This is a genomic window from Segatella copri (assembly GCF_026015465.1).
Classification (GTDB): Bacteria; Bacteroidota; Bacteroidia; order Bacteroidales; family Bacteroidaceae; genus Prevotella; species Prevotella copri_E.
Window position 1 is genome coordinate 91,332 of sequence record NZ_JAPDUQ010000001.1, and the last position, 25,228, is coordinate 116,559.

At 44.1% G+C, this 25,228-nt stretch carries 17 protein-coding genes; 15 read left to right on the plus strand and 2 right to left on the minus strand.

The window, feature by feature from the left end; all coding sequences use genetic code 11:
* Positions 1-14: 14 nt before the first annotated feature.
* The 9 genes from ONT08_RS00450 (at position 15) to ONT08_RS00490 (ending at position 16,583) form a co-directional block, all read left to right on the plus strand.
* Positions 15-683 (plus strand): DUF1566 domain-containing protein, encoded by a 669-nt coding sequence (locus ONT08_RS00450; RefSeq protein ID WP_147487236.1) that lies wholly within the window; start codon positions 15-17, stop codon positions 681-683.
* 17 nt (positions 684-700) lie between these two features.
* Positions 701-1,654 (plus strand): hypothetical protein, encoded by a 954-nt coding sequence (locus ONT08_RS00455; protein ID WP_200757436.1) that lies wholly within the window; start codon positions 701-703, stop codon positions 1,652-1,654.
* Between the two features lie 43 nt (positions 1,655-1,697).
* Positions 1,698-2,546 carry a M23 family metallopeptidase gene (locus ONT08_RS00460; protein ID WP_264958702.1) on the plus strand — a complete coding sequence of 283 codons (849 nt, stop codon included), beginning with the start codon at positions 1,698-1,700 and terminating at the stop codon, positions 2,544-2,546.
* A gap of 11 nt (positions 2,547-2,557) precedes the next feature.
* On the plus strand, positions 2,558-2,830 hold the full coding sequence (locus ONT08_RS00465; RefSeq protein WP_118085904.1) for a hypothetical protein: 273 nt from the start codon (positions 2,558-2,560) through the stop codon (positions 2,828-2,830).
* 12 nt (positions 2,831-2,842) lie between these two features.
* Entirely contained in the window at positions 2,843-4,900 is a 2,058-nt protein-coding gene (locus ONT08_RS00470; RefSeq protein ID WP_264958705.1) for a hypothetical protein, read from the plus strand.
* A gap of 325 nt (positions 4,901-5,225) precedes the next feature.
* Positions 5,226-10,265 (plus strand): ArdC family protein, encoded by a 5,040-nt coding sequence (locus ONT08_RS00475; RefSeq protein WP_264958707.1) that lies wholly within the window; start codon positions 5,226-5,228, stop codon positions 10,263-10,265.
* A 46-nt stretch (positions 10,266-10,311) separates the two neighbouring features.
* Complete coding sequence (locus ONT08_RS00480) at positions 10,312-11,739, plus strand: glucosaminidase domain-containing protein (protein WP_264958709.1); 1,428 nt, start codon at positions 10,312-10,314, stop codon at positions 11,737-11,739.
* Positions 11,740-11,787: 48 nt separating this feature from the next.
* Positions 11,788-12,420: a hypothetical protein gene (locus ONT08_RS00485; RefSeq protein ID WP_119229286.1), complete on the plus strand. Its 633-nt coding sequence runs from the start codon at positions 11,788-11,790 to the stop codon at positions 12,418-12,420.
* A 158-nt stretch (positions 12,421-12,578) separates the two neighbouring features.
* Positions 12,579-16,583 carry an ArdC-like ssDNA-binding domain-containing protein gene (locus ONT08_RS00490; protein WP_264958711.1) on the plus strand — a complete coding sequence of 1,335 codons (4,005 nt, stop codon included), beginning with the start codon at positions 12,579-12,581 and terminating at the stop codon, positions 16,581-16,583.
* An 88-nt stretch (positions 16,584-16,671) separates the two neighbouring features.
* Here the strand turns inward: ONT08_RS00490 and ONT08_RS00495 are convergent, their stop codons facing one another.
* Positions 16,672-17,217 carry a hypothetical protein gene (locus ONT08_RS00495; RefSeq protein WP_264958712.1) on the minus strand — a complete coding sequence of 182 codons (546 nt, stop codon included), beginning with the start codon at positions 17,215-17,217 and terminating at the stop codon, positions 16,672-16,674.
* Between the two features lie 15 nt (positions 17,218-17,232).
* Entirely contained in the window at positions 17,233-17,988 is a 756-nt protein-coding gene (locus tag ONT08_RS00500) for a DUF4099 domain-containing protein (RefSeq protein WP_153088304.1), read from the minus strand.
* 386 nt (positions 17,989-18,374) lie between these two features.
* Here ONT08_RS00500 and ONT08_RS00505 point away from each other — a divergent pair, with 386 nt between their 5' ends.
* The 6 genes from ONT08_RS00505 to ONT08_RS00530 all read left to right on the plus strand — a co-directional run bounded on the left by ONT08_RS00505 (position 18,375) and on the right by ONT08_RS00530 (position 25,212).
* The gene (locus ONT08_RS00505; RefSeq protein ID WP_228112329.1) at positions 18,375-19,319 is read left to right on the plus strand and encodes a glucosaminidase domain-containing protein; all 945 of its coding nucleotides are present in this window, start codon (positions 18,375-18,377) and stop codon (positions 19,317-19,319) included.
* Between the two features lie 29 nt (positions 19,320-19,348).
* Positions 19,349-20,533, plus strand: coding sequence for an OmpA family protein (locus tag ONT08_RS00510; RefSeq protein ID WP_117586817.1), 1,185 nt, complete (start codon positions 19,349-19,351; stop codon positions 20,531-20,533).
* Between the two features lie 67 nt (positions 20,534-20,600).
* Positions 20,601-23,222: a hypothetical protein gene (locus tag ONT08_RS00515; RefSeq protein ID WP_118085896.1), complete on the plus strand. Its 2,622-nt coding sequence runs from the start codon at positions 20,601-20,603 to the stop codon at positions 23,220-23,222.
* Between the two features lie 41 nt (positions 23,223-23,263).
* The gene (locus ONT08_RS00520; protein WP_117586813.1) at positions 23,264-23,758 is read left to right on the plus strand and encodes a PH domain-containing protein; all 495 of its coding nucleotides are present in this window, start codon (positions 23,264-23,266) and stop codon (positions 23,756-23,758) included.
* A complete protein-coding gene (locus ONT08_RS00525; RefSeq protein ID WP_117586812.1) occupies positions 23,736-24,479 on the plus strand; it encodes a hypothetical protein in 744 nt (247 codons plus the stop codon). The genes ONT08_RS00520 and ONT08_RS00525 overlap by 23 nt, the downstream gene beginning before the upstream one ends.
* A gap of 19 nt (positions 24,480-24,498) precedes the next feature.
* Complete coding sequence (locus tag ONT08_RS00530) at positions 24,499-25,212, plus strand: hypothetical protein (protein WP_147337090.1); 714 nt, start codon at positions 24,499-24,501, stop codon at positions 25,210-25,212.
* The last annotated feature ends 16 nt before the right edge of the window (positions 25,213-25,228 follow it).

Below are 25,228 nucleotides of genomic sequence, written 5' to 3' on the forward strand. Positions count from 1 at the left end.
TAATAAGGTGTAAAATGAAAACAAAGATAACAACTTTTGTCATGGGGATGCTTATGATGGCATCCTTCATGACCTCCTGCGACAATCATGAGCCATACGACCCGGACTTGCATATAGGATATGTCCTTTGCGATGACCATACCTGCATGGACACGGCAACCTATTTCAACCAAAGCAAGCGCAAAGCCGTGGGAGTAGTCTTTGCCGAAAAGACGAAAGATCATCCTGTGTTGGCGGTAAACCTGGAGGAAACAAGCGGCATGTTCTGTGACTCCATAGGAATGGAGAACGGAACGAGCGGTGACATCACCAAGTTCGATGGCTTCTCCAATACCGTTGCCATGTATCAAAGCTATGACAATGAAACTGGCCATGGCTCTCCGATAGCCATGAGGATGATGAACTTCCACGAGTATGGGCAAAGCGACCACATCCCAAGCGTGGCAGAACAACGATTGCTGCAAAGTGCAGCCAAGACCATCAATCCCATCATAAAGAGATGCGGAGGACAACCTATCAGCTTGGATGCAGACTGTTGGTATTGGACTTCTACGGAAGTACAGGAGAACCCAGGCACACAAGCCTGGCTATGCAGCGCAGTGAATGGTGGCATCATGCCAACACCAAAGGCAGAGAGCCATAAGGTCAGAGCCATCATTGAGATGAATTATCCAGAATATTAATCTTCAAACACAAAATTATGGCAAATTGGAAAACATTGTTGGAAACAGCCTTAAAAGGAGCCAAGACCGCTGCCCCACATATTCTTACAGGAGCAAAGGTAGCAGCCCCTTATGTGAAGAGTGCGGTAAAAACAGGAGCGCACGCAGTAAAAGGAACAGCAGAGTTCGTCGCCAAGCATCCTAAGGCCTCCCTTGTAGCAGGTGCTGTGTCCCTCCCCTATTTCGGTTACAACAAAGGTGCATTAACATTTGCGAAAGAAAAGTTACTGGGGGATGACTCCAAGGAAAAAGGACTTGTTGACACAGCATCAAGATTAGCATTCGGCGACCAAAAGGATGCTTACGGAAACGAAAAGTCAATCTCGGAGAAAGCAGTCAACGTTCTTTTTGGCGAAGGTTCCTATGATTCAATCAAAAGAGCAGGAGGAGCCACCATCGACGAGGGGCAGGAGCTCTACCATAATCTTAAAAACGGGGTGGCAGGAATAGGCAATGAAGCAATCGGCCTGTACCAAGACGGAAAGCAGTTTGCTGGAAATTTCTTTTCCGGCAACGGCATGGTTTCCAATGGCAACGGTGGCTATTACGATCCAACAGCGCAATCCTATCCATCCATGGCACAGATGCAGATGACCAATCAACAAGGCGGTGGTTCAATGAATGCCTTGATGAACGGCATGAACAATGCAGTAAGCCAAGTGTCCGGTGGAAACGTGAGCAAGATGAACATTGCCAGTTTGTTGCTTTCTGCCTATATGATGTTCGGTAGATTTGGTTGGATGGGAAAAGCCGCCAGTTTATTGCTGGGAGGAATGACCTTACACAACATAAACGGAAAACAGGCAGCTTCTCAACACCAAAATCAGCAACAACAGCAATCACGTGCGAACGTTACCGAGCAAATACCTCTTCAGACAGCAGAGATGCCTGTTGAAGAAGAGAACACTGTTGTTCGCATGAGAAGACTATAATTAGATACAGGAGAGCAATCTCCTATTAAAAATCACAGATAAGATGAAAGAAAATTTTAAAGATATGCTCCTCGAATCCGGAAGTGGTTACATGATGCCATTCGCCTTGGAGGAGAAAGAAGAGCTTCCAACCACACTAGGATATGGCAAACAGCGTCACCCCATGACAGGCGAGGAATTTAACCATCTAGGTGTTGACTTCGCCATTAAGAACAGAGATTTGTACGCAGTAGCCTCTGGTATGATTGTTGGCGCAGGAAACGATGCGCTTCATGACAATTACATCGTAGCCAAATATGGGAAGTACGAAGTTACTTATGGGCATCTAGCAGAAGCATATACAGGATATGGTGAAAGCGTTTCCGCAGGTGATAAAATTGCCAAAAGTGGCGATTTCCTTCATGTCGGCATACGATTCAATGGACAAGACATTGACCCGATGGTTTTTCTTTCCATGATATGGGCAAACATCCAGCAACTCGCCGCCATGGGAATCCAAAAACAGCCTACTGAAGAATCCTTGGGAACAAAAAACATAAAAAACAGTTTCGACAAGGACTATGTTTCCATCTTGATGCTCATGCTCAGATGGCTTCCAAGCTACATGAACGACTTAAGGAACAAGGCTTACAATCCTCCTCCAAGGGCAGAAGCATCCCTACGCAACATCTTTGCCCAGGCAGCCTCCAAGAATTATTTCTTTGAGAGCATACCATCCGTAGCCAACCCTCTCGGATTATCAGAAAGAAGTGTTCCCCTAGCCGAGAAAATTCAGGATATCCTTATCCATGATTTTCTCAGCTATCTGGCACTGAACCACAACATATATCCTGAGACATGGGACGAAAATGAAAAAAAAAACTTCTTTCACAAGCTTCAGAAGACGGATTGACCGCCGATCCTTTGAAAGACCTTGAGATAGACATACAAAGCTACGATGTTGAACGCACCGCCTCCGTTTACTATGACAACCAAGGAATCCGTTGTTGGACAAAAGCTTGGTTTAACGGAAGAGAAAAAGGCGAGAATGCCATCGAGATAACCAGACAACTCGCCATGAAGTTCTTCAATGACGAGATGTCCATGGATGAATGGCTGTCACGTTTCTACCCTAAGCAAATGACGGTATATCATAAAGCCATCAGTCAGGCGCGCAGTCAACTTCTTGGAATGTAAACAACAAACAATATGGCAAAAGGTAATAATTTACAGGATTTATCCCAAATAGACTATTGTCTTCAGCAATACTATAGCAAGTATATGGCAGCCACTCTTCTTCAGGAGCGAAAGAAAATCCTTCAAGAGCAGAAGAACGCTGCCATAAAACTTAATGAATCTCTTCAGAGACTGCCTAACTTTGGTGCCGCTTCAAATTCGTTCACCAAGTTGAACGATGCAGAGCAACTTACCAAGAAGTCGCTCGACGAGTTGGCTGCAAGGACTTCTGAACGTTGGTTCAAAGACCCCAAGATAGTGAAAGACTACAGCGTTTTCGTTACATCTTTCTATACAAGCCTTGTTGCGAAAAATGGCGGTAGAGACTCCAAGGCGTTGGAAAACTACGCCAACAACTACTGCGCCAATCGCCTTCAAAAATTGATGGTGGAACAATTAGCTAGGGAGCAGGTTCCTGCCAACACCGCAACTTACATAGCCAAGAAAGCCTTTTCGGAGAGCATTCTTGGCATGGGCAACTTTGGTAGCCTAAAGAAAGGAGCCATTGGGCAAAAGGTTGATGAACAAGCGGAGAAATATTACAATCCATCCGTTGTTTCAAAAACTGCAGGAACAATTGCTGGTTACGGAATAGATGCAGCACTCACCCCAGGAGGTGTAGGGAAAGCAACTTCTTCCGTAGCCAAGGGTGTGGTAAAGGTAAGTCAAAAAGCTGCAGGTTGGTGGATAACCGACAAGATTTGCCAAGGAGGTCTCCATATTTATGGCAAGCTATGGGGAACTGAGGATGAAGAGAAGAAGGATAACCGTACCATCTTTGGTGATGAGAATGCTTCCACAAAGATACAGGCCGGAGCAAAGAGATATAAAAAGAATGGTACGGAATTGATGATGAACATCAATAGTGGACTTGCAAAAAAGATAAAGTTGCCACCCCCAAACACATCTTTAACCATAAAGAAAGAAAGCAACGCCCTATTGGCGGAACACAAGGGTAATTCCCAAAAGCTTCTCTCCACCATCAAGAACAATCTCTCCAAACAGTGTGTGTCATTCAACGGAAACAGCAAAGTTCCAGCTTGGATGTTGAGCAACAGCAGCAAGCAAAACAGGGCGTTGGCATCCTCTTTCTACGCCTGTGCCCTGGAAATGTCTAGAGAGCAAAAACAAGTAAGGATGTTTGGAGGCAAGAAGATGACCTTGAAGGAAGTGAGTCAACGAGCCTATGACTATGCAAGGGCAGCAGTTGCCGTAGAGCAACGATCCTCCAAGAATGCAGCTCATGCCCAAAAGGGAACATGGGACAAAAACATGTCTGCGCTCAATGACCAGATAAACACTCCTGGCAAGTCATCTATTCGTAAACGTGCAACTTCCTCTTCTCAAGCAACTCCAGTGGCATCCCCTTACGCTTCGGGGCCTTATGCGCAAAACGGCGTAATGGGAACAGAAGCAAACGGTACAACACAGAATACTGCGCAAAAGCCAAATATAGATGGTTGGGGCAATGCCTTTGAAAGCTTAGGTCTTAATGGATTTGGGGACATCGGCAAGAATCTAGGCTATGTATTGGCCATGCTTCCTGATATGATTATAGGAATGTTCACAGGAAAGACTCCAAACCTAAAGCTTCAGGACAACCTGATGCCATTGGCTGCCATAGTGGGAGGAATGTTCGTAAAGAGTCCTCTCCTGAAGCTGCTGCTCATAGGATTTGGCGGTGCAAACATCTTGAATAAAGCAGGTCATGCTGCCATCAGCGATGGTTTAGCAAAAAGTAACAATGTAGCAAAGACCTACAAGGTTTATCCTGACGAGCCCTTGAATTCAAGAATAGTGAATCCAGCGATGAAGGGAAGCAGTATGATAGCCACTATCGACGGCGTGCCTAGCGTCATCAACATATCAAGAGATGCTGCAGACGCTTACAACAAGGGAGCCATCCCTATCAACACATTGGCGAATGCTGTCCTTCGCAAGTATGATGAGAACAAGGCATTGGCATCGCAGAATTATGAGCAGCATATGAGCCAAGAAGAAACAACAACCCAATCAATGGGTATTAAATAGGTGTTAAGTGCCAGTTATATTAATTTTAGAAATACCTCCCGGTTCGAGAGAATCGGGAGGTTTTAGTTTGTCATTAAGTTAGAGCGGTATTTCCAAGTCGGAGTATCGCTTTTGTTTTACATCTACCTCAATAATCTATACCCTTGCATTAACACCGAGGGGTTAAAGGGGGCGAGCAGCCTCATTTATAATCATTTACACGATAGTCCTTAGGAAAAGAATATGTTAAATAAAAAGGTATATCGTTTTTATACCACCTATCTTGTATTTAATCAGTTACTTTGCCATTGGAAATAAAAAACAACCCAATAAATTAAAAAATACAATGGCAAAAAAAGAATCATCTCAACAAGCCTCGGAGCAGCAGGAAGGGAAAGTTGACCGAATAGACAACGCCCTTCAGAAGTTTTCCGACATGCTCATCGCAAGAATGGAGCAAATGAAGGAAAGCAAATGGAAGAAAGGTTGGACGGATGGGCGCACAGCCCAGTTCGGCTTGCCTCAGAATCTCGTGGGTCGCCCTTATACAGGCAGCAATGCTTTCCTGTGCCAAATCCACACCACGATGGAGCATTACAGAATGCCAGTTTACCTTACCATCAAACAGATAAGGGATGCAGGAGGCATGATCAAGAAAGGCGAGCACAGTATTCCTATCTTCAAGTGGGACTTGCGAATCAAGGGCAAGGACGGCAAGAAACTGTCAGAAAGCGACTATCGTAACATGACAAAGGAGGAGCAAGCCGAATGCACCGTTCGCCCTTATCTGAAGGTATATAACGAATGGAACATAGACCAAACCAACCTGGAAGAGGTCAACAAAGAAAAATACGATGCCATCTTGAAGCGTTTCAAGTCAGAGCCTATCAAGGACGAGGTAGGAATGTACAAGAACGAGGCCTTCGACAACCTCCTGAAAGAACAGTCTTGGGTGTGTCCTATAGAATACGAGAAGTTCAATGAATCCGCTTTCTATAGTCCCAAAAGAGACCAGATAGTAGTTCCTTCCAAAAAGCAGTTCAATATCAGCAATACCCCAGAGGATGTTTTCAAGGACGGAATGGAGTTTTACGGCACCACCATTCATGAGATGGCTCACTCCACAGGTCACGAGTCACGCCTTGGTCGTGATGGCATCGTAAAGATAGACCAATTTGGCTCAGACCAATACGCCAAGGAAGAACTTGTTGCGGAGCTTACATCAGCCCTCATAGGCAATGCCATGGGTTTTGATAGCAGAATACGAGAGAACAACATAGCTTATCTCCAAAATTGGATAGGTTCGTTGAAGAAAGACCCGAAGTTCTTGAAGTCGGTGATGTCAGATGTCAACAAGTCATCCAAGATGGTTTTGGAACACATCGACGAGCAACGCCGAAAATTAGGAGAAAAGGCACTGTTGGATGGTTCTCTTGATGGTGAGGAAGAAAAAAACAAGAATGAGCAACAACTTGAAGAACTGAAGGAGGAAGATGCTAAGAAAGAAGTCGTAGCCAAGGTATGGCCTTCCGTCAACAACAAGATTACAATGCCCTCTGGCGACATTCTCACCGTTGACTACAACAAAGAGAAAGATACTCTTGAAGTTGCATATACAACATCAGAGGGCGAGGAAAAAATTCACAGTACCAATTATGACCACAGCCAGGGCACAAACCAGAACTTAGGCTATGTGTGGGAAGAGCTTTCAAACATGAAGCAATTCCAGGAAAAAGAGATGAAGGTAGAAAGCCTTTCACAAGGAAAGGACTATTTTACTTCATTGATGGAAACCATAACTTCGACTCCTAACAGTGAGCATACAGTTTTGTCTGTGAAGACTCTTCCCGAGCTACGAGACTATTACAAGGGGAATCCCAATGTAGGAGCTTGGATAAATCAAGCATCCAACAAGGAAATCATAGAAGCAGGAGCAGACTTCTTGCCTAACCTCCGCTATAGCCACAAGGAAGGCAGAAGCCTCTACAACATAGAGGCAGCGTATTCAAACATCAACGCATTATATCCCGATGTTGTGGACAATGACGCAAAACGCCAAATTGTTCATCGAATCAAACAAGCCGAGGAGGTGGTAACCTCCTACCATAACAACATCGAGGAAAAATTTGGAAAAGAATTTCTCATGGAAAAAGAAAATATGAACAAGGTTCTTTCTCGAAATGACTACCAGGAGCAAGGTCAGACCATACAGCTTGACCCAAAGGATGAGAAGAAATATTTCTCGTCCTACAACTACTTTCAGATGGAATCCGAGACCGCCGAGTTTGACAAACTAAAGGATGCCGAGAACTATGAAGGCATCCTTGCCCTGGCGAAAGAATATGATCAAGGTGACAGCATGGACTTGGAGCATGTAGAGACCAGCATGACACCAGACTATGGTGATGATGTTCTCATTGATGATGAGAACTATGCTGTTGTATATAACAATTCAGTAGGTGGAACCTACAACTTGTTGAGAAAGTACAGTGAGAATGACATCCGAGAGGCCATCGAGCGTTACGGTATGCCAAAGACTCCAAGCTATGCAGTGAAGTTCATTGACCAGCAGATGGGCTTGGAAAAAGGCGTAAAGCCTTTAGTAGAGATTCCATCCCCAGAGGCAAAGGCTGTAGCCAAGAGCTTTCGAGAAGACTTGACACCTCAATTCACCATGCCGAATGGGAAGGTTCTAGATTACCACTATGACGCTAGCGACAACAAAGTCATAGTAGGAGAAAAGTTAAATGATGGTTCTTTCATAGAAACTTATGTCCACGATTACGACTTTGCTCTCAGCAAGGCAGAAAACATGTCTGCCATATACAAAGAGTTGTCAACTGAATATCAAGCAAAAAAGGCGAGCGAGGAAAAGAAAACTCCTCGTGAAGACAGCTATATCCAGACAGATGTCGTAGGTAAGGCCAAACAGATAGCATCCACAGGTGTTCCTATGGAAGAAGCAGAGAAAAAGGCTTCATCCATTGTGAAAGAAGAGGTTCACAAGGAACACCATAAGCAAGAAGCCGAGAAAGACAAGCAGGAAAAGGACAAGGCAAATCAAGCCGCAGCAGAAGAGAAGAAAGAGCAACAAGAGAAAAAAGAGGAATCAAAAGAGGCCAGCGAGGCGACAGCCAAAGCCCTTACCCATGCAGCCCTTCTCGTTGGAGCATTATCTGCTGCCAAGCAGAATGAGGGAATTTGGATGAACAAATCCCAGAAAGGTAATGCAGAGTTCATCAACACCCACACCCCTATCACGGCCTACAACAACATTATGATGAACCTCAATTCGGATGCCAACAAGTATAAGACGAATGTCTATACTTATTATAATCCTGCCAAGGAGAATAACATGCCAGTGAAGCAGAACGAGAAAGGCATGGAGTTCCATTGGACTAGTTGGGGGTATCAGAACGCCATGGATAAAGACGAAGTCATCACCAGCAAGCAGTTTGACAAACTTCCTGATGACGAGAAGTCTTTCTATACCAAACATGCCACACGAGTTATGCAGAACATCTACAATGTGGAGCAAACCACCATGAACGCCAACAACCATGACGCTTACGTGGAAATTCTGAAGAACAAGGGAGCGCAGCTTTCACAAAACGAGAAAGAGCAAAAAGGGAAATACTCTTCTATTATGAAACAATGGAAAGAGTTGAAGAGCAAGCATCCCGATGCACTTCTATTGTTCCGCATTGGCGATTTCTATGAGATGTACAAGCAGGATGCCAAGCGAGGTTCGGAAGTGTTGGGAATCACCCTGACCAAGATGAATGGAAGTAAAGACTTCCATCTTGCAGGATTTCCACATCAAGCACTTGACACCTACCTTCCAAAACTCATCCGAGCAGGAGAACGAGTAGCCATCTGCGACCAGTTGGAATCAAAGAAGACCGTCAGCCAAGGCTTCGACGCAAAGGCAATACTGAGCAAAGCATACGCCACTGCCAAGGAAGTGTCCAAGCAAAGCGGTATGCAATATGAGCGAGTGATGGTTTTGCAAGATGCCAAATACGATTCCAAGGAAGACAAGATTGTCGTAAGCGGCATGAAAGGCGAAGTTGGAAACGAAAAGATGGCTGCCCTTTACAAAGCAAACGACATCTACAGAGCCGTTGTTGCAGCCACAGGTACAGAGAACCGTCTTGACCGTTCGGGCAGAAACAATCTCCTCCCAGAGGACGATGCCAAGCATGAGCAGCTGGTGAGAGAACTTGCAGCAGGAGTTATGATGGCTCGCCAGGGACTTCCAGCCATTCTCTCAAAGGAGAATGAGAAACTTATTCCTTATTGGGAACGAGAGATAAAGGAAAATCCAAAACTCTTGGGAATAGTAGAAAGAGATGTGAACAATGCTGTAGAGACCATCGACAACCTTGTGGCAAAGCGAAAGGTTGACTACGAGGCCATCCGTGGACAGCTTCCAGGAAAGACGATGGAGAATCCATCAAAATATTCCATCTCCCAAGACTTGGCCAAGCTGCCAAACATAGAGACCAAGGAAATAGTAGTGGTAAAAGACATCTTGCGAAAAGAAGCAGATGTCATTCTTCCTGCAGGAGCATCCTTGGAAGTGAACAACGAGGTTCCTGGCATGAGAAAGGACAGAATCACCATTGCCTTGAAGAAAGAAGGCATTGACGATGTGAGGTTCTATAATGCCGGTGGTTCACTTGGGTTGAATAAGCCAAACTCCTATTTCCAAGGGAAAGAAGTCACGCTCAACAACTTGAAGCAGTATGAGTTGGTTCCCCATCATACACTTGATGTAGAGAAACAAGCCGCCCCAAAGAAAGAAGTAATCATCAAGAACTTCCAAGCCATCAAGGATGACAACGGTAGATATGCCTTCTTCATCAAGCCAGAGAACGAGCCTTCTTTCTCTGTATATCCTGCCAAGGAGCACTTGAACACGTTCTACAACGTAATCAAGACGGACAAACAGGCAATAGTCCACAATGCCCTGGCACAAAGATATTACGAGATGGCCACCAAGCATCCTGACACCAAGCTAGACCTTATCACCCCTAAGAAAGTTGATGTGGATATGAAGCTCATAGAGCGTCCTTCCATTACATCGAGCGCACAGGATGCCAAGCAGAAGTTCATCTTTGCCACCATCAATGGGCGGCGTGTACAAGCTCCTATCAACAAGCAACAATGGCAAAAGATGTGGCTTGCCGAAGATATGGGAGCCTACAAGAGGGCTTTGGCCGCCGTCATCTTCGAGCCTATGCTGAAACAAGGCATGGGAGGAGAGCAATCTCAACAGGCTGTTAGCGAATCAGAGAAAGTAGAGATTAAGGAAAAGCCTGCCCCTGAGAACAAGGTACAGGAAACTGTTACGGAAACTCACAGAACAGGCCTACATATGTAATACACGAGGGTGCATCTAAAGGTGCGCCCTCATAAAACTATCATAAATGGCATTAGACAAGCAAGCGTTTTACAGCCAGTATGCCCAGGTAGCCATCGAGCAACAGAAGAGATATGGCATTCCAGCCTCCATCACCTTGGCACAGATGGGTTTGGAAAGCGGCTTTGGCACATCTACCCCTGCAAGAAGGAGCAACAACTTCTTCGGTGTAAAGGTTGGCAGCAGTTGGGCAGGAGCCTACGACTATTACAGCGATGACCGTCCAAACGAGAAGTTCCGCAGATACAACAATGTGATGGAAAGCATCGAAGACCACTCCAAGGTCTTGATGAAATCCCGCTACAGCCACTGCCAGAACTATTCGCCCACCGATTATGTTTCTTGGGCAAACGGCATCAAGGCTGGCGGCTACGCCACAGATCCAGACTATGCTTCCAAGCTCATATCCGAGATCAACAAGTATGGGCTAGGAAAATATGATCAAATAGGCATTCAACAAGCCCAAAGCCAAGGATTGGCAACAGGATATGCCAGAGGTCAATCGTCGATGACCTCTGTTATAACCCTACCCCCCTTGCAAGGCAATTGGGCTTTGCCTATTGATTTATCTGTCGTAAAGCTCAGTTCCGAGTTTGGAGTACAGAGACCAGGGCATAAGCATGGAGGACTAGACCTCTCCACGCAAGGCAAAAACTATCCTGTATATGCAACCGAAGACAATGGAAAGGTTGTCGCTGTGGAACCAAACAATGGAGCAGCAGGAAACATGATTGTTGTGGAATATGACCGTCAGGATGGCAGCAAGGTACAAACAACCTATATGCACTTATCCCAAATAGGAGTAAAAGAAGGTGAAGCTGTAAATGCAGGTCAACAAATAGGAGTCTCAGGCAACACAGGCCGCTCTTCAGGGCCACACTTACATTTTGAGACAAAATACCTCAATGCCAATGGAAATTGGGAGAAGTTTGACCCTAAGCTATACCTTGCAGAAATGGAGGTTAGAAGTAATCAAGCGACAGCTTTGGATAAGAATGGAAACGATGCGTTAGCCGCTTACCGCAGCCAGATGCAGTTTGCAGGAGGCGAAGCCCCATCCTATCAGCAACAAGCGTCAGACCCGACACAAGCACTTCTGGCATCCATCACCAACAGTAACGACCCCACAAAATGGCTGTCATTGCTAATGAGCAACAACGGAGAAGACCTTTCTGGAAGAGACCCAATCTCTTCACTTATAGGAAGTCTGTTCTCTGCCGCCCTTACAGTAGCCATGCAGTTGAGAAGCAGCGAGGAGATAGAAGCTGAGGACGAAGCACAAAGTCAGCTTAAACAGCAATCGCAAGACGAGGGAAACAGCAATCTGGTAAAGATGACTCGTCAGGATGTAGAAAAGGCACAGGCAACGGCATCCATGCAGTTTGATGCGGAATCACCAGAACAACAGCAGCAACAAGGCCAACGCCTTGCATAAATAAAGAAATAATTATATACTTATATAAACATATAAAACAATAAAAATATGATTAAGTGTAACGTAACAGCATGTGGAACCATCAGCAGTTCCGCAGAAGAGAAGCAGAGTAAGGATGGAGAGAAATTCATCTCCTTCGGCATGATAGTTCCTTTGCTGGGCAAGGATGGAACAGCAAAAGAAGTGTGGGTAACAGTATCAGCCCCAGGCAACAAAGATACCGTAGCCCCCTACTCTGCAGGTAGAAAGGTAACGGTAAGCGGAGTAATGTATATCAGAAAGCATGACGGTAACATTTATCTGAACCTTCGCACCGACTCCAACATCGAAGTAAACGAGTCCACCACCAATGACCGTTTGGAGGGAAGCATGGAGTTCCGAGGCAAGGTAAGCAAGAAAGGCATCAAGGAGCTGAAAGACAAGAAAGGCAAGGACTTTCAGTCGTTCGCAGCGTTCTCCTCTGACAAAGAAGGAGAGAACAGAGAGTTTACATGGGTAAGTTTTGTAAACTTCTCCCCTATCCGTGAGGATTACCTTGCTGCAGAGAAGTACGTGGAAGTTCATGGAGATTTGCAACTAGGCATCTTCAAAGGTGAGCTTCAGATAGAATGCAAGGTAAAGAGCATCGCAGCTTGGGACTTGAACAAAACTGCAGATGGAAATGGAACAGCGCAGTCATAGACTTCTCCACTTTATTTATATATTTGGAGTTTTGGCAGTAGGAGCCATTGGCATCCTACACATGATATTCCCAAAGAAATGACAATAACACAAACAGGAATAGTGGCATCATAAAAGATGGTTCTACCTCCTGTTTGTTTAAGACAAAACAAGCAATAATGGCAAAAGAAGAAAAGCAAAACATCATCAGCAATTTTCTGAGCGGATGGCAGAAGCTATTCGGTGGAGCAAAAGAACATACCACCCCAAAAGTGAAGCCTTTCCCAAAGAACCATTTCTACAGCCCAGAAGAGCTAGAGTATCTTTCACAAAACAAAGAGGGTTCCCTTATTGACCAATGGGCTGTTTCCATTGGCAAATGGGCATTTGAACAAGGAAAGGATAAATCATCCCCTACAAAGTTTGCCGCCGTCAAATGGCAAAATGGATTGATGGCTACATGGATAGACGGAAAGCTCACACCTGACACAAAAGACAGACAGATTGGAAGATTATTACTTCTGAAGGAGCGAGGATATGAACTTCCAGAACGATACGAGAACATGGCGCAAGACTACGAGGCACAAAGCCTTGTAGGCAAATACTTTGTGTCCAATAATGACAAAAGCATCATTAAGATTGACTCCTATGACAGAGGAAGACTGATCTTTGATGCCCCAAGTCTTGTTCTGAAGAAATGGGAAGATGGTAGTCTTTCCTCAAACGAAGAAAAAGTTGCCTACGCTGATTTTCATAAGTCGCTGAATGAAAAATATACCATCATGGAAGAAGAGCGACAAAAGGAATTTCAAGAGAAACTTGCCAACTTCGAAGACGGCAAGGAGCTTTACAAAGGAATGCACAATCTTTTGCGCCAAACCTATCCCCCAACAATAGGTGGCAGTATTCCTATGGAATTACGCACAGCCCACCCTGTAGATTTCTTCGATGGAAAAGTTATTCCAGTTTCATGGTCACTCACCAGTGAAAAGGATATTAAAGTTAGCGTTTACACCAATCACAGCAACGCTTTAAGTAGCATTACCATCAACGAGGACAACGCATACAAAGCTAAGAGTTTGCTCAACAGCATTGCACATGCAATAAATAACGAGAAGGTTAATGGTTTAACTCGTTCGCTAGTGAATGTTCTGGGCAACAAACTTGGTGAAGACAAAATCTTTGCCAAGGAGAACAACACCCCTTTGCTTGAAGCTAGAGAGGGAACAGTCAATGCCGTTACTGCTACCAACGACGGCAGAGTTATAGCTTTCAATCTCAACACCCACAAGGAAATTCCGTTGCATGGAAAAGAAAGCGTTGAATTAATGCAAGCCTTGCTTTTCGAGGGTTTGGATGAGCAATCTCGCCTTCGAAAGGAGTTGAGCATCCCCAAGATGAAGGACTATGTGGAATCTATGGAGGACGAAGAGGACATTCTGTCCGGAAACAAGGAGCTTCTTCCACATGGTTCCAAAGTAGATAGCCTTTACGGTACATATTATAGTGCCGAGGAGGAATATTCAAGCTACGCCCAAGGAACCTTGTCACTAGCTGCAGAAGACAAAGCTGAACTCATAGCAGACCTTCAATCATCATTCATGAACTTCAAGCAAGAACTACAAAATATGGTTGAAGCTTACAAAGACCATGATGGTGTCATCGACACAAATAAAGTGAGCAAGCTAGAAAAACTTGACAGAATTCTGAATATCGAGGCAAGAGGTCAGACTCCTGTCAAACCTGTACCTGTAGCCGCAAAAAGAGAGTCACCAAAGGAATCACTACAGGATGCAGAAGCCGCTTCCAAACAGAATGACCTCAAAGAGGTAAAGAACATAAATGCCGAAGAAGTTGACCAAAAAGCCATTAAGTCCTTCTTTGGTAATGTAAACTATGCACCTAAGAAAGTGAAGGAAGAGAGTTCTAGACAGGTTGCGCCACAGAGATTGACGGAAAAAGAAAAAGACGATGCAATCTCACGAATCGACAAGCGAATCGCAGAACTGCACCGTCTAGGAAAGGAGCAATCTCTCAAATCCAATATTGGAAACTCAGCCGACTCCCACCGTCGTGGGTACCTCCCATCAGGAACGTCTCCTGATGGCGCACAGAGCGTTGCCCCTTCTGATGGCAAAGATAATAAAAAATTTCCATCTAAGTATCTATTTCTTGGGAATTTAGCCCATTTTATAACATCTTTTAATACAAATATAGGTATTAACGCCAGCAATTTTACAAAAGAGTTATATAAAGGCATAGGGTTACACCCTCACGGTAAAGATGTTCAAGTTTCTGAATATATTAATTTTTCCAACGACAAAGGAGAAAAAACAACAGTCCGTCTTTCTGATCATCGAGCTAACGCACTCAGCATCATCAAAAAAGGAGGAAGAGCGGCCGAAGGATATTCTATCGTTATAAAAGTAGAAGATTCTCCCGAAACAAAGTTCAAGGCAAACAAACATTCCCAAGTAAAGGAATACGTTTATGACAATCCAGACCGCCAACGCCTTCTGAACATTGGCAAAGGAATCTTCGACCTCCTGGACAGAGGAGAATACACCGACTTGGCCAATGCCAACGAGATAAACATATCCCCTAGAGGAAGGCAGCATAAAGAACTACGCACTCCTGACGGCAAGCTACTGGGCTTCACCTATCAAGGAAAGATTTACCTTTATCCTGAGGCAAAGGGCTTTGAGCCACCAGTACATGAGTACACCCACTTGTGGGCGGAAGCACTGCAAGACAGGAACTGGAAAGAATGGAAGAATGTCGTAGGCATGATGAAAAAGTCGAACCTCTGGAACGAAGTAAGAGACCTCCACACCGAGCTTATTGCCACCGATGACATTGCCGAGGAAGTCCTTGCCACCTATTCTGGAAGAAGAGGCGCAGAGCGTTTGGAGTCAAAGCTTAAGGAAATTGTTGCTAGCAACAAGAGTATGGACGAGAAGACCGCAGAGACCCAGGCCGTCACTCAAATGAACAATGCCGTTTCAAAGTTCTGGAATGTCATGTCTGACTTTTTGCACATTCATTATACATCCGCAGAAGAAGTAGCAGATAGAGTCTTGTATGAATACACCAAAGGTCTCTACCCTCTCAATTATGAAGAAGTCGCTCAACAAAAGGGCAAGACCAAGCCATATTATGTTTCCGTAGAGGAAAAAGACAATGGTCGATGGCATCGTCCTGAAGTAGAGCAAAGAGCGGCCTATCAGCGTTATGGAGAGATGATGGCTGATAAGCTATCCCTTCAACTCACCTATGGCGATATGCCATGGATAAAGAGCGACAAGCAGATTCCATGCGACCTGAGCAAGAAGGCATACCATGGAATGGATTCTTTCATGCTGGCCTTGGACGCAGAAAAGAACGCCTATACCTTACCTATTTATATAAGCAAGGAAGATATCCAGGCAAACAACTTGCTGGTGAAGTCAGATGCCACCTCCTTCCCTATCATAGAAGAAGTAGGTGTAACAGAGTTATATAACATCGAGCAAACCAACTATCCAATCTTGCACCCGAAGGATTACGAGGAGTTAAAAGTAGATAGCATCGCATCCAATCGTTACAAGCAAAGTAACGAACTGGGCCAACTACTCCGCAAAGGAGCATGGCAGACCGCTATTGCCTTCGATGGCAAGCCTAGCCTTGCCTCCTACAGTGCGAAGAACGACACCATCCATGTGGCACCTGTTCAACACTATGAGAAAGAGCAAGATTTCTATCGAGACTTAGGAATGGGACTGACAAGAAGCACCAGAAAGGCAGAGGCAAGAAAGACCAGCTTCGAGTCACTATCCAGAGAAGAATTGGTTTCCTTGGTTGGCAGTGTCATCCTTGGTCAAAAGAACCACTTTGATGTAACAACGCCACAGCAAACATCCATGTGGAAAGAGCGTCTAAGAAAAGACCCTAGCTACACCAAGCAAGTATTATCTTCTGCAGATGTTGCGTCGCAGATCATCATGCAACGTATCGACATTCTCAAAAAAGGAGGAAACCAAGACATTGACCTCCGTTCTTCCACGCCTGTAGAAGTAGATATTGACGGTAACGGCATTGTTGAAAGCCAAGAAAACCTTGTCCCAGACCAAAAGCAAAGCTCCAACGAAAGCCAGGAGCAAAGTGACGAAGTTCCTAGGCAAGAGAAGAGACATATGCACAGATAAAGAAATCCCTCGCTACTTTCACAAGCGGCGAGGGACTGACATTTAACTTTACATTTATGAAAAACTCTATTTACTGTTATCGTAAAACCTATTCCATGCAAGCCTGATTGGCCGCATCAAAAATCAATTCTTTGATATTTGCCAAAGTTGGATTTATCAAAGAAAAGTGTCCATCTCCCATTGCACCCTTGACAAAATCAATGGTGTCCCACCATTCGATGACCTTGTCTTCTAGTAGATGCGTTTGAACGGCACAGTCCGTTTTGCTCGCAGTTGGATTATTGTATCTCCAAAGCGTAACAATAGCAGCCTCTTCACACCCTGCAAGGAGAATATTCACCTTTTCATTTTCATCTACCCACTTTCGGTAGATGTCAACATAAGAAGGCACACCCACTTCCTCTTGTTGATTATCATTCCCTTCATCCTCCTCATTTCCATAGCTGACATTTTCTTCCTCCAGGAATTTTGTTGCAGAAGTGTTGTTGTCAGGAAGGTTGTTGTCGGCAATGAAGGAAAAGTAAGCATCCAACATTCCTTGGGAATGATGCTTCACGTAATCCAATTCCGTTATATCTCTCGACAGGAACATACCATTCAGGCGTTCCTCGTCCACAAAACCTACAATTTCCATATAATCTAGCCTTAATTACATATGTATTCCACGACTTTGTTTAGCCTTTTCTATAGCAGCATCCTGTGCCACACACATCTCCTCGGAATATTCATCCTCCGGGACATAAGAAAGCATGCCTTTGTCATCCTTTGTCCAACAGCCATAGATGCCAAAGTTATACTTGTCTAGCATCACGTTGCCATCTTTTTCCTCCTGCCACTTTTGAGCATCACCGTTGACACTACGGATTCCAGTTTCCTCGTTCAAGTCGATGCCGGCAGAAAACATCTTGCCTTCCTCTCCCTTGGTAACAACCTTTCCTTCTTCAAGTTCCATAAGCTCACTTTCAGAAAGCCCCACCTTGTTAGCCAATGTAGATAAGTTCTGGTCAATGATGTCTGCCTTTACAGAAATGGTAGCATTTGTAGCCCCATCGAGCTGCACATAGTTCCAGGAATTGTTCGACGGTAGCAACACCTTCAGAACTTGTCCGTTTTGCAAAGCGGTTTTCTGTTCCTCCGTAAAATACTCAAGATTGTTCTTTGCGATGAGAGGCAAGAACACTGGATGAAGCCCATCCTCTGTTTGCTGTAAGCGGATTCGAGCAAAATCCTTGTGGACAACTCCATCAAAATCAGCTCTCTCAATAGGGAGCAAGGGAGTTCTTTGCCCAGAAAGGAACTTATTCATAATACTTTCAGGAAAGTCGTCTATCATTTCCTGTGAGAGTCCGAAGTTAGCCAACTCCTCGTATGGAATTTCGCTTTCAGAAAATTTCAATTCGTTCATAATCTTATTCTTGTTTAAAGTTTTCGGCAAAAGTACACATTTTCTTATCAAGGCTTTCCACAAATACGACATACCTTTTTATTTAACATAGATTTTATCCCTATCCAAATCAAAGCTCTTGCTACAAATAGCCTTCAACCTTAATAATCTATACCTGAAAACACCGAGGGGTTAAAGGGGGCGAGCAGCCTCATTTATAATAATTTACACAAAAGTCTTTAGAAAAAGAATATGTTAAATAAAAAGCTATTTTATATTTACGCCCATAATTTCTTCCATTCATATTACTTTTGCAAGCTAAAGAAGTATTATTATATAAAGAATAAGGCATGATTAGATTTCTTTCATTTTTACTATTTCTCCTATGTTGCCATTCCCCGATGGGGATGGCGCAAGGAAAGAAAGACATGAAGGACTACTGGATAGACAAATACCTAAGTGTGAGTTTTCCTTTGGAAAGCATAAGGATAAACTCCACCTTTGGCAGTAGGGTTGATCCTTTCACAGGGAAGCACAAGCAACACAAGGGACTTGACCTTAGGGCAAGATACGAGGAAGTACTATCCATGTTCGATGGCTACGTGAAAGGCGTAGGCTACGACAGTGGCTCTGGGAAATATATCACCATGCAGTATGGCGATTACACGGTAAGCTATTGCCATTTATCTGAAATTTGGGTGAGCGACAACCAGAAGGTCTATGCAGGAGACCCAATAGGCATCAGCGGAACTACAGGACGCTCCACTGGGCCACATCTGCATATCACCTGTAGGCTTCGGGGCCGTTTGGAAGACCCATACGACTTGCTTCTTTACATAAAAGAGACGAGAGAGAAAGCCATCAAGGCATTGAAGATAGACGAAGACAAAGTGCTTACGCCCGATGATTTCATCAAGCATTATGCCCAAGCGGCCATGCGCCAACAAAGAAAATACGGCATACCAGCCTCTGTTATACTGGCACAGATGGCGTTTGAAAGCAGATGGGGAAACAGCAGCCTGGCACAAATAGGCTATAATTTCTTTGGAATAAAGGCCAATAGCAACTGGCTCAGAAGAGGCCTACCCTACAGCATTCATGATGATGACCGCAAAAACGAGAAATTCTGCAATTTCTCCTCGGCAGAGGAAAGCATCGAGTATCATTCCAGGTTGTTGATGAGTGACAGATACGCTCGCTGTTGGCGATACAAGCCAACCGACTATCACAACTGGCTTGTCGCAATCAAGGCAGGAGGCTATGCGACTAGAAAAGACTATGTGAAGAAATGCGAGAGCATCATTCTTCAACATAAGCTTTATCTATACGATATAGAAGCTGAGAAAATGTAACATAAGACAAAACTATAATAATAAATAAAATGAAGAAATTAAAGATTTTGCTGGCAGCCTTATTGGTAATAGGCAGCACAGCCAAGGCACAGGTAGTTTATGGAGAGAATGAGAAGGAATATATCAAGGCATCCTCTTTCTCCAATGGCAGAACTGAAAAGAAAGACAGCAAGCCATTCCTTTCCGGACAAGAGAAATATAAGTTATCCAGTATAGGTAGCAATTGGTTTGGCAGCATCAAGGCTGGTATGTCCACCTTCTCTGGAGCACCAGTAGGATGCACAGACTTCTTTGGCCATACACGTCCTACCATGGTATTCAGTTTGGGTAAATGGCATTCACGTTTCTTTGGAACACGCCTGGTGTACCAAGGGTTCAAGTTCACAAATGCAATCGATGAAGCCATGAAGTTCCAAAATTACCATGGAGACTTGATGCTCAACGTATCGAGTTTCTACAGAACCACCTACGATCCACTTCCAAGATGGGACTTGGTTCCATATATTGGAGCTGGTGTAATTCACAACTCAGAGCTACACCATATTCCGTTTGCCCTCTCATACGGCCTACTCTGCAGTTACAGGGCAACCAATCGCTTGCACGTTACCGCCGAGTTGGGAGGAACCAGTACCTACCAAAAGTTTGATGGTTTAGGGAAAAACAAGCATTTCGGTGACAACCTTTTCCAAGCAACCGTTGGACTCACCATCGGTATCGGCAAACAAGGATATGAACGTAAGCCTGTTTTGGAGGTCTTAGACACAGACAACCAAGGCGTAACAGACTTGACCAACTATCCCAAGAACAGTTTTGATGGACTTCGAAAGCTAAGAGACAGAATGGCAAGTGAAGAGCAAGCCGTCGAGAACAGTGGCATTCAACTGGACGCACCTATTCTATTCTTCTTCAAGATAAACTCCACCAACCTTGTTGACAAGCAACAACTGGTAAACATAGGAGAAATAGCAGGAGCTGTGAAGGAGAACAATCTAAGTGTCAAGATTATAGGAGCTGCAGACAGCAAGACTGGCACACCGAAGCACAACAGAGCACTCAGCGTGAAGCGTGCAAAGTATATTGCCAAGCTACTTATGAAGGCAGGAGTAGATAAAAGCAAGATGCAAGGCATCAGCAGAGGCGGCATCAACCTTTACAAACCATACACCGCCAATCGACACACCTGTGTTATCGTGTACAAAGAAGAAACAAAATAACATACATCATTCCTTTTCCATAAGCAATTATGGAAGAGGAAAATTTCCTATATAAATATAATAAGGTATGAGAACCATAAGAACAAACACAAATCCACGAGCCACGGATGTAGCCCCACAGCTGCAAAGCGTATTGAATGCCAATGGTATGCAAGCCCATATTTCGATGACAGAGACAGGCATCTATCAGCTTGTCACCATGTCACACAACTCTTCGCAGCCAAGATATTACAATATCAACCAAAAGCAGTTGGAAGCCTTGATGAACGGAGGAACAACCGTATGGGACAAGAATGCCTACAACACTTTTGTTTCTATTGTGAAGAACGATTATTACATTCCAGGTTCCTTTGTAGCAGCAAGAAATGCCAATTCTCCTGTTAACATGGGATTGAATGGTCATCGACTCAACGTAGGAGAATACGGCTATATGGGCGACCCACGTTTTCGTCCATTTTCAGGACCAGGTTTTGGCAGATTCGACAACTCAATCTTTGGAATGTTGTTTGGAAGAGACAGATATCACGTTCGCAGAATCAATGATCGACCTTTCTTTGCCAATAGTGCGCCAGTTGTCATAGACCGTCCAGATGGTAGATTAAAGCCTGGAGAATTGAAGACAGGAAGCTATGGCTTCTATGACAAAGGTAACCAGCAGCAGGATGCCCTTGCCAACATGAAGGTAGAAAGCAAGCCTAAGGAGTTGGTGCGTCCTAAAGGACAGGCAGAAAGATTATCAGATATCTATAGTCCAGACTTAACGCTCACCCCAGAGACCTTTCAGCATCTGTTGGCATCCCATGGTGTAGTGATAGATGAAAAAAACAAGACCCTCACCATCAAGTCATCCTCTGTTAATGCAGACTTGCAATACAAGCTGACGGATGACGAGGTTAAAAAACTGATGACAGAGAAGTTTAAGAACACAGGTAAGAAAAGTAGCACAAAGAACGCAGTAAGCATCGATGAGCGTCTTGCCATCTTGAACAATGTTATAAAAGCTGACTTTAGCGACAAAATAACTCGTGAACAGCTTAACACCAAGGACTATGTTTCCATTCATCTGACACCAGAGAAAGAAAAGGAAATCTTTGCAAAGGAAGTTGCATCCCAACACTATACGACAACAACGTCTGACATCATCGACCTACAGAACATGAGAGAGGACTACCATTCGGGATATATTGACAAATGGAACTCAATCGGGGTTGTGGATGGTAGAACACTCAACCCAAACGAAGGGTTCTATTTACCAGTGAAGGATGGCAGAAGAGTTACAGTTGGTGAAATCCAAGCCTATCCTACCCATGATGGAGTGAAACCATCTTTCAGAATGACAGCAGTCATCAATGGGCAGGTCATGAGCCATGAGATTAGCAAGGAAGACTACTTGAAGTTCATCAATTACGAAGACAAATACCGTCTTCAACTCTTTGACAAAGTGTTTGACGAGGTAAAGATAAAGAATGCATCCAACGGAGAGTTGCAAGATAACGTGAAATCAGGAAACCTCACCACAGCCAATGGAGTTGTTGCCTTAAATGGTGACTACAGCCTTGTCAGTGAAAAGTCCTCAGCAGTAATCACGAGTGCCACGGCGTGGAAAGATGAGATTTCTGGCAACTATCTGATGAACGTAAGAACCAACAAGGATGTTGGCATGTGGTCTTTCAAGATTACTGAAGCTCAGTACAACAACTTCAAATATTCCACAGACGAGGAACGTGCGAAGTTGCTTACCAACATGATTCCACTTACAGACGAGAACAAGGAAAAGATGAAGGTGGTGGCAAGCAATACCCTCTATCAGGGTGGTTACACTAGAGGTCAAAATGCCAATATTCCTCCTTCACTTGCAAAAGTGTTGAAGGACTTAAAGGCAGCAGGACTTGGCTATGAAATCATCACTTCTTCGAACACATCAGAACAAGAGCGTTTCGATGCCATAAAGAAAGGTCTTCAAAAGCTTCAAGACTATGGACAGGCAAAGGGAAAGGATGTAAAGATGCCGTCTGACAGCGAGATATGGCAAATGCTCAAAGAGAATCCCGATCCTCGCAAACTACCTTCCGTAGAAACCAGAACCAAGGAAACTGTTCTCTATGGAAAGGAAGTAATCAACCTCAACGACCTTCGAGAACAAACGAAAATCAACCTTCTTGGCGATGCCAGTATAAACGGTGAATCACTCAATAACATCAAGGCGAGCAAAGAATGGAAGCGAAGCGGAGAGCATGGCAGGGCTACAGAAGTCGGAGATATTGCAGTAGAGAGAATCAAAGATGCCAATGGCAATGCCGTTGAAGGGAAATACAAGATGACTGCAGTAATAGATGGGAATGTCTTTTCCCATGAGATTACCCAAAAGCAGTATGACAAGTTCCTTGCCATCAACGACTATCAAAGAATGAAGCTCTTCGACAAGATTTTTCCAGAGGTAGAGATGAAGACCAAGCCTGAGAGCCGCTTCAATCTTGGCGCAGCCATCCTTGCAGCAGTCACTGTTGGAGCGGATGTAGTGGCAGGTTTGTCCGCACCACCTCGTCCTCGCCCAGAGATATACGAGTCAGCACCAGTTTTCCATAAACCAGGTGTCGTATCTCCACAAGCAGTGTCTGCGGCCGTATATGAAAGCTTGGCAGAGCAACCAGGTAGAGGTCAGAACGAAGGTATGGGGATGGGAAGATAACGCTTCCCATCCCTTTAATAAAATATAAATATACAAGAGATATGAACAAAACCATATTTATGTTTCGCACGGTTACGTTGCGTCCTCATTGGTTTCAATACATAATCAATGAGACAGGTTCTTTGTGCCTCCTTGTTGCTAGTATATGGATATACAAGTTTTGTAGTTTCGCCTATCATGAGTGGGCTATCTATGCTTGCATCCTGCTATTGTTCCACCTTCTTTTCAAGTTAGTTTATCTTGCAAGAATGGAATATATCATCACAGGAGAACAAATCATTATCCTTCATGGGGTGTTCTCCCACTCCACTGATTACGTGGAGCTATACAGAGTTGTTGACTACCAGCAAAGTAGAAGCTTGCCCCAACAACTTTTCGGTTTGAAAACCGTCACCATATACTCAGGTGACCGCAATAATGCCAAACTTGACATGATAGGCATCAAGGCTAGCAATGACATTGTTTCGGAGATAAGATGTAGAGTTGAGTTTAACAAGAAAAACAAAGGAATATATGAAATCACAAATCGTTCGTAAAATTTTGTTCCTCATTTTACTGGTCATTTTGTACAACGTACAAGTGTTCGGACAAGGAGCGTCCTCCTCCAATCCAATTGAATATACAGCCATAGGAGAAGGAGAGGCATTGTTAAGCAAACAAATAAAGCAACAACAACACTGTCTTGATACATTGTTTGTTCTCCAGGGAGGCATAGTTTACTCACAAACGAAGATGAAGAATTGGGAGCAAAAGTATAATTCTTATTTAAAGACAGCACAAGGATTTGCTTCTTCCATCAAGGCTGCAACAACCTTATATGCAGAAGGGATGCAAACCCTCTCCGCCTTATGGGAGATAAAAACAGCTTGCAAGCTCAATCCACAAGGAATAGCTTCATCGATTTCCATGAACAACCTATATGCTGAAACAGCCGTGGAATTGGTGAAAACCTATAGGTTGCTAAAGAAAGTAGTGGCAGGAGAAGGCGAAGGCCATATGCTCAATGGAGCAGAAAGAACAAAAATATTATGGCAACTGAATAGCGAGATTGAACAGCTCAACAAGAAGTTCCGAGCCTTGGCACTAAGCATCAGCCTCTATTCCTTCGAGGATGTTTGGAATCGTGCCATTGCAGGAAAGATACAAAAAAGCAATAAGACACTTGCCGAGGAAGCCAGAAAAAGGCAGTCTCGCGCCATGAAAATAGTAGCCAAGTTCTATAAAGAACGACAAGACAGCAAACCTTGGGGATGGTAAAACAAAAAAAAGCATCATTATGAAGAAAAGTAATATTCTAATATTAGCAGTCACTGCATTTTTTATGTTCCCCGATCCTGCCCATTCACAAAATGGTCCGGATCCAGTGAGAGCAGGAATGTTCAAGCTGTATGCCAAGACTGCAACCAAAGCCTTAGTTGCACAAGATGCTGTTTTGACTTTGAACGCTGGCGAACATATCATGTCCAAGGAAGAGGTGGACAAGATTAATAATTTTCAAAATCAGTTCAACAAATACTTGACAAGCTTCGATGACATTCTCACTATAGCAGCAGAGATTTACGCCATCTATTTTGAGGTTGACCACGCTGTAAAGAACATCAAGGAATTGAAATCCTTTACGTTCTCTTGTCCAGCTAACACCCTTGCCGTTGCCTTGTCAAAATCAAGAAGCCATATCTACAGCGACATCATAGACAACGGCATCCAGATAGCTGCAGATGTAGAAAAGCTTCTTCCTATCAGCAAGGACGAGGACAAGAACAGCAAGATGACAGAAAAAGAAAGAATTGACTGCATTAGCAGAGTCAGAAAAAGCCTTCAGAGCATGAATTATAAGATAAGAAAGCTGAATCGCCTCTTGCGCTATACAACCCTTATGGATTCATGGTATGAACTGAGAGGAAAATATTATAAACCAAAGAGCATGTACACCATCAGCACAGAATGCCAAAAGAGATGGGCAAGAAAGGCTCGTGGTGTAATGAATTAGAAATAAGAACAAAACA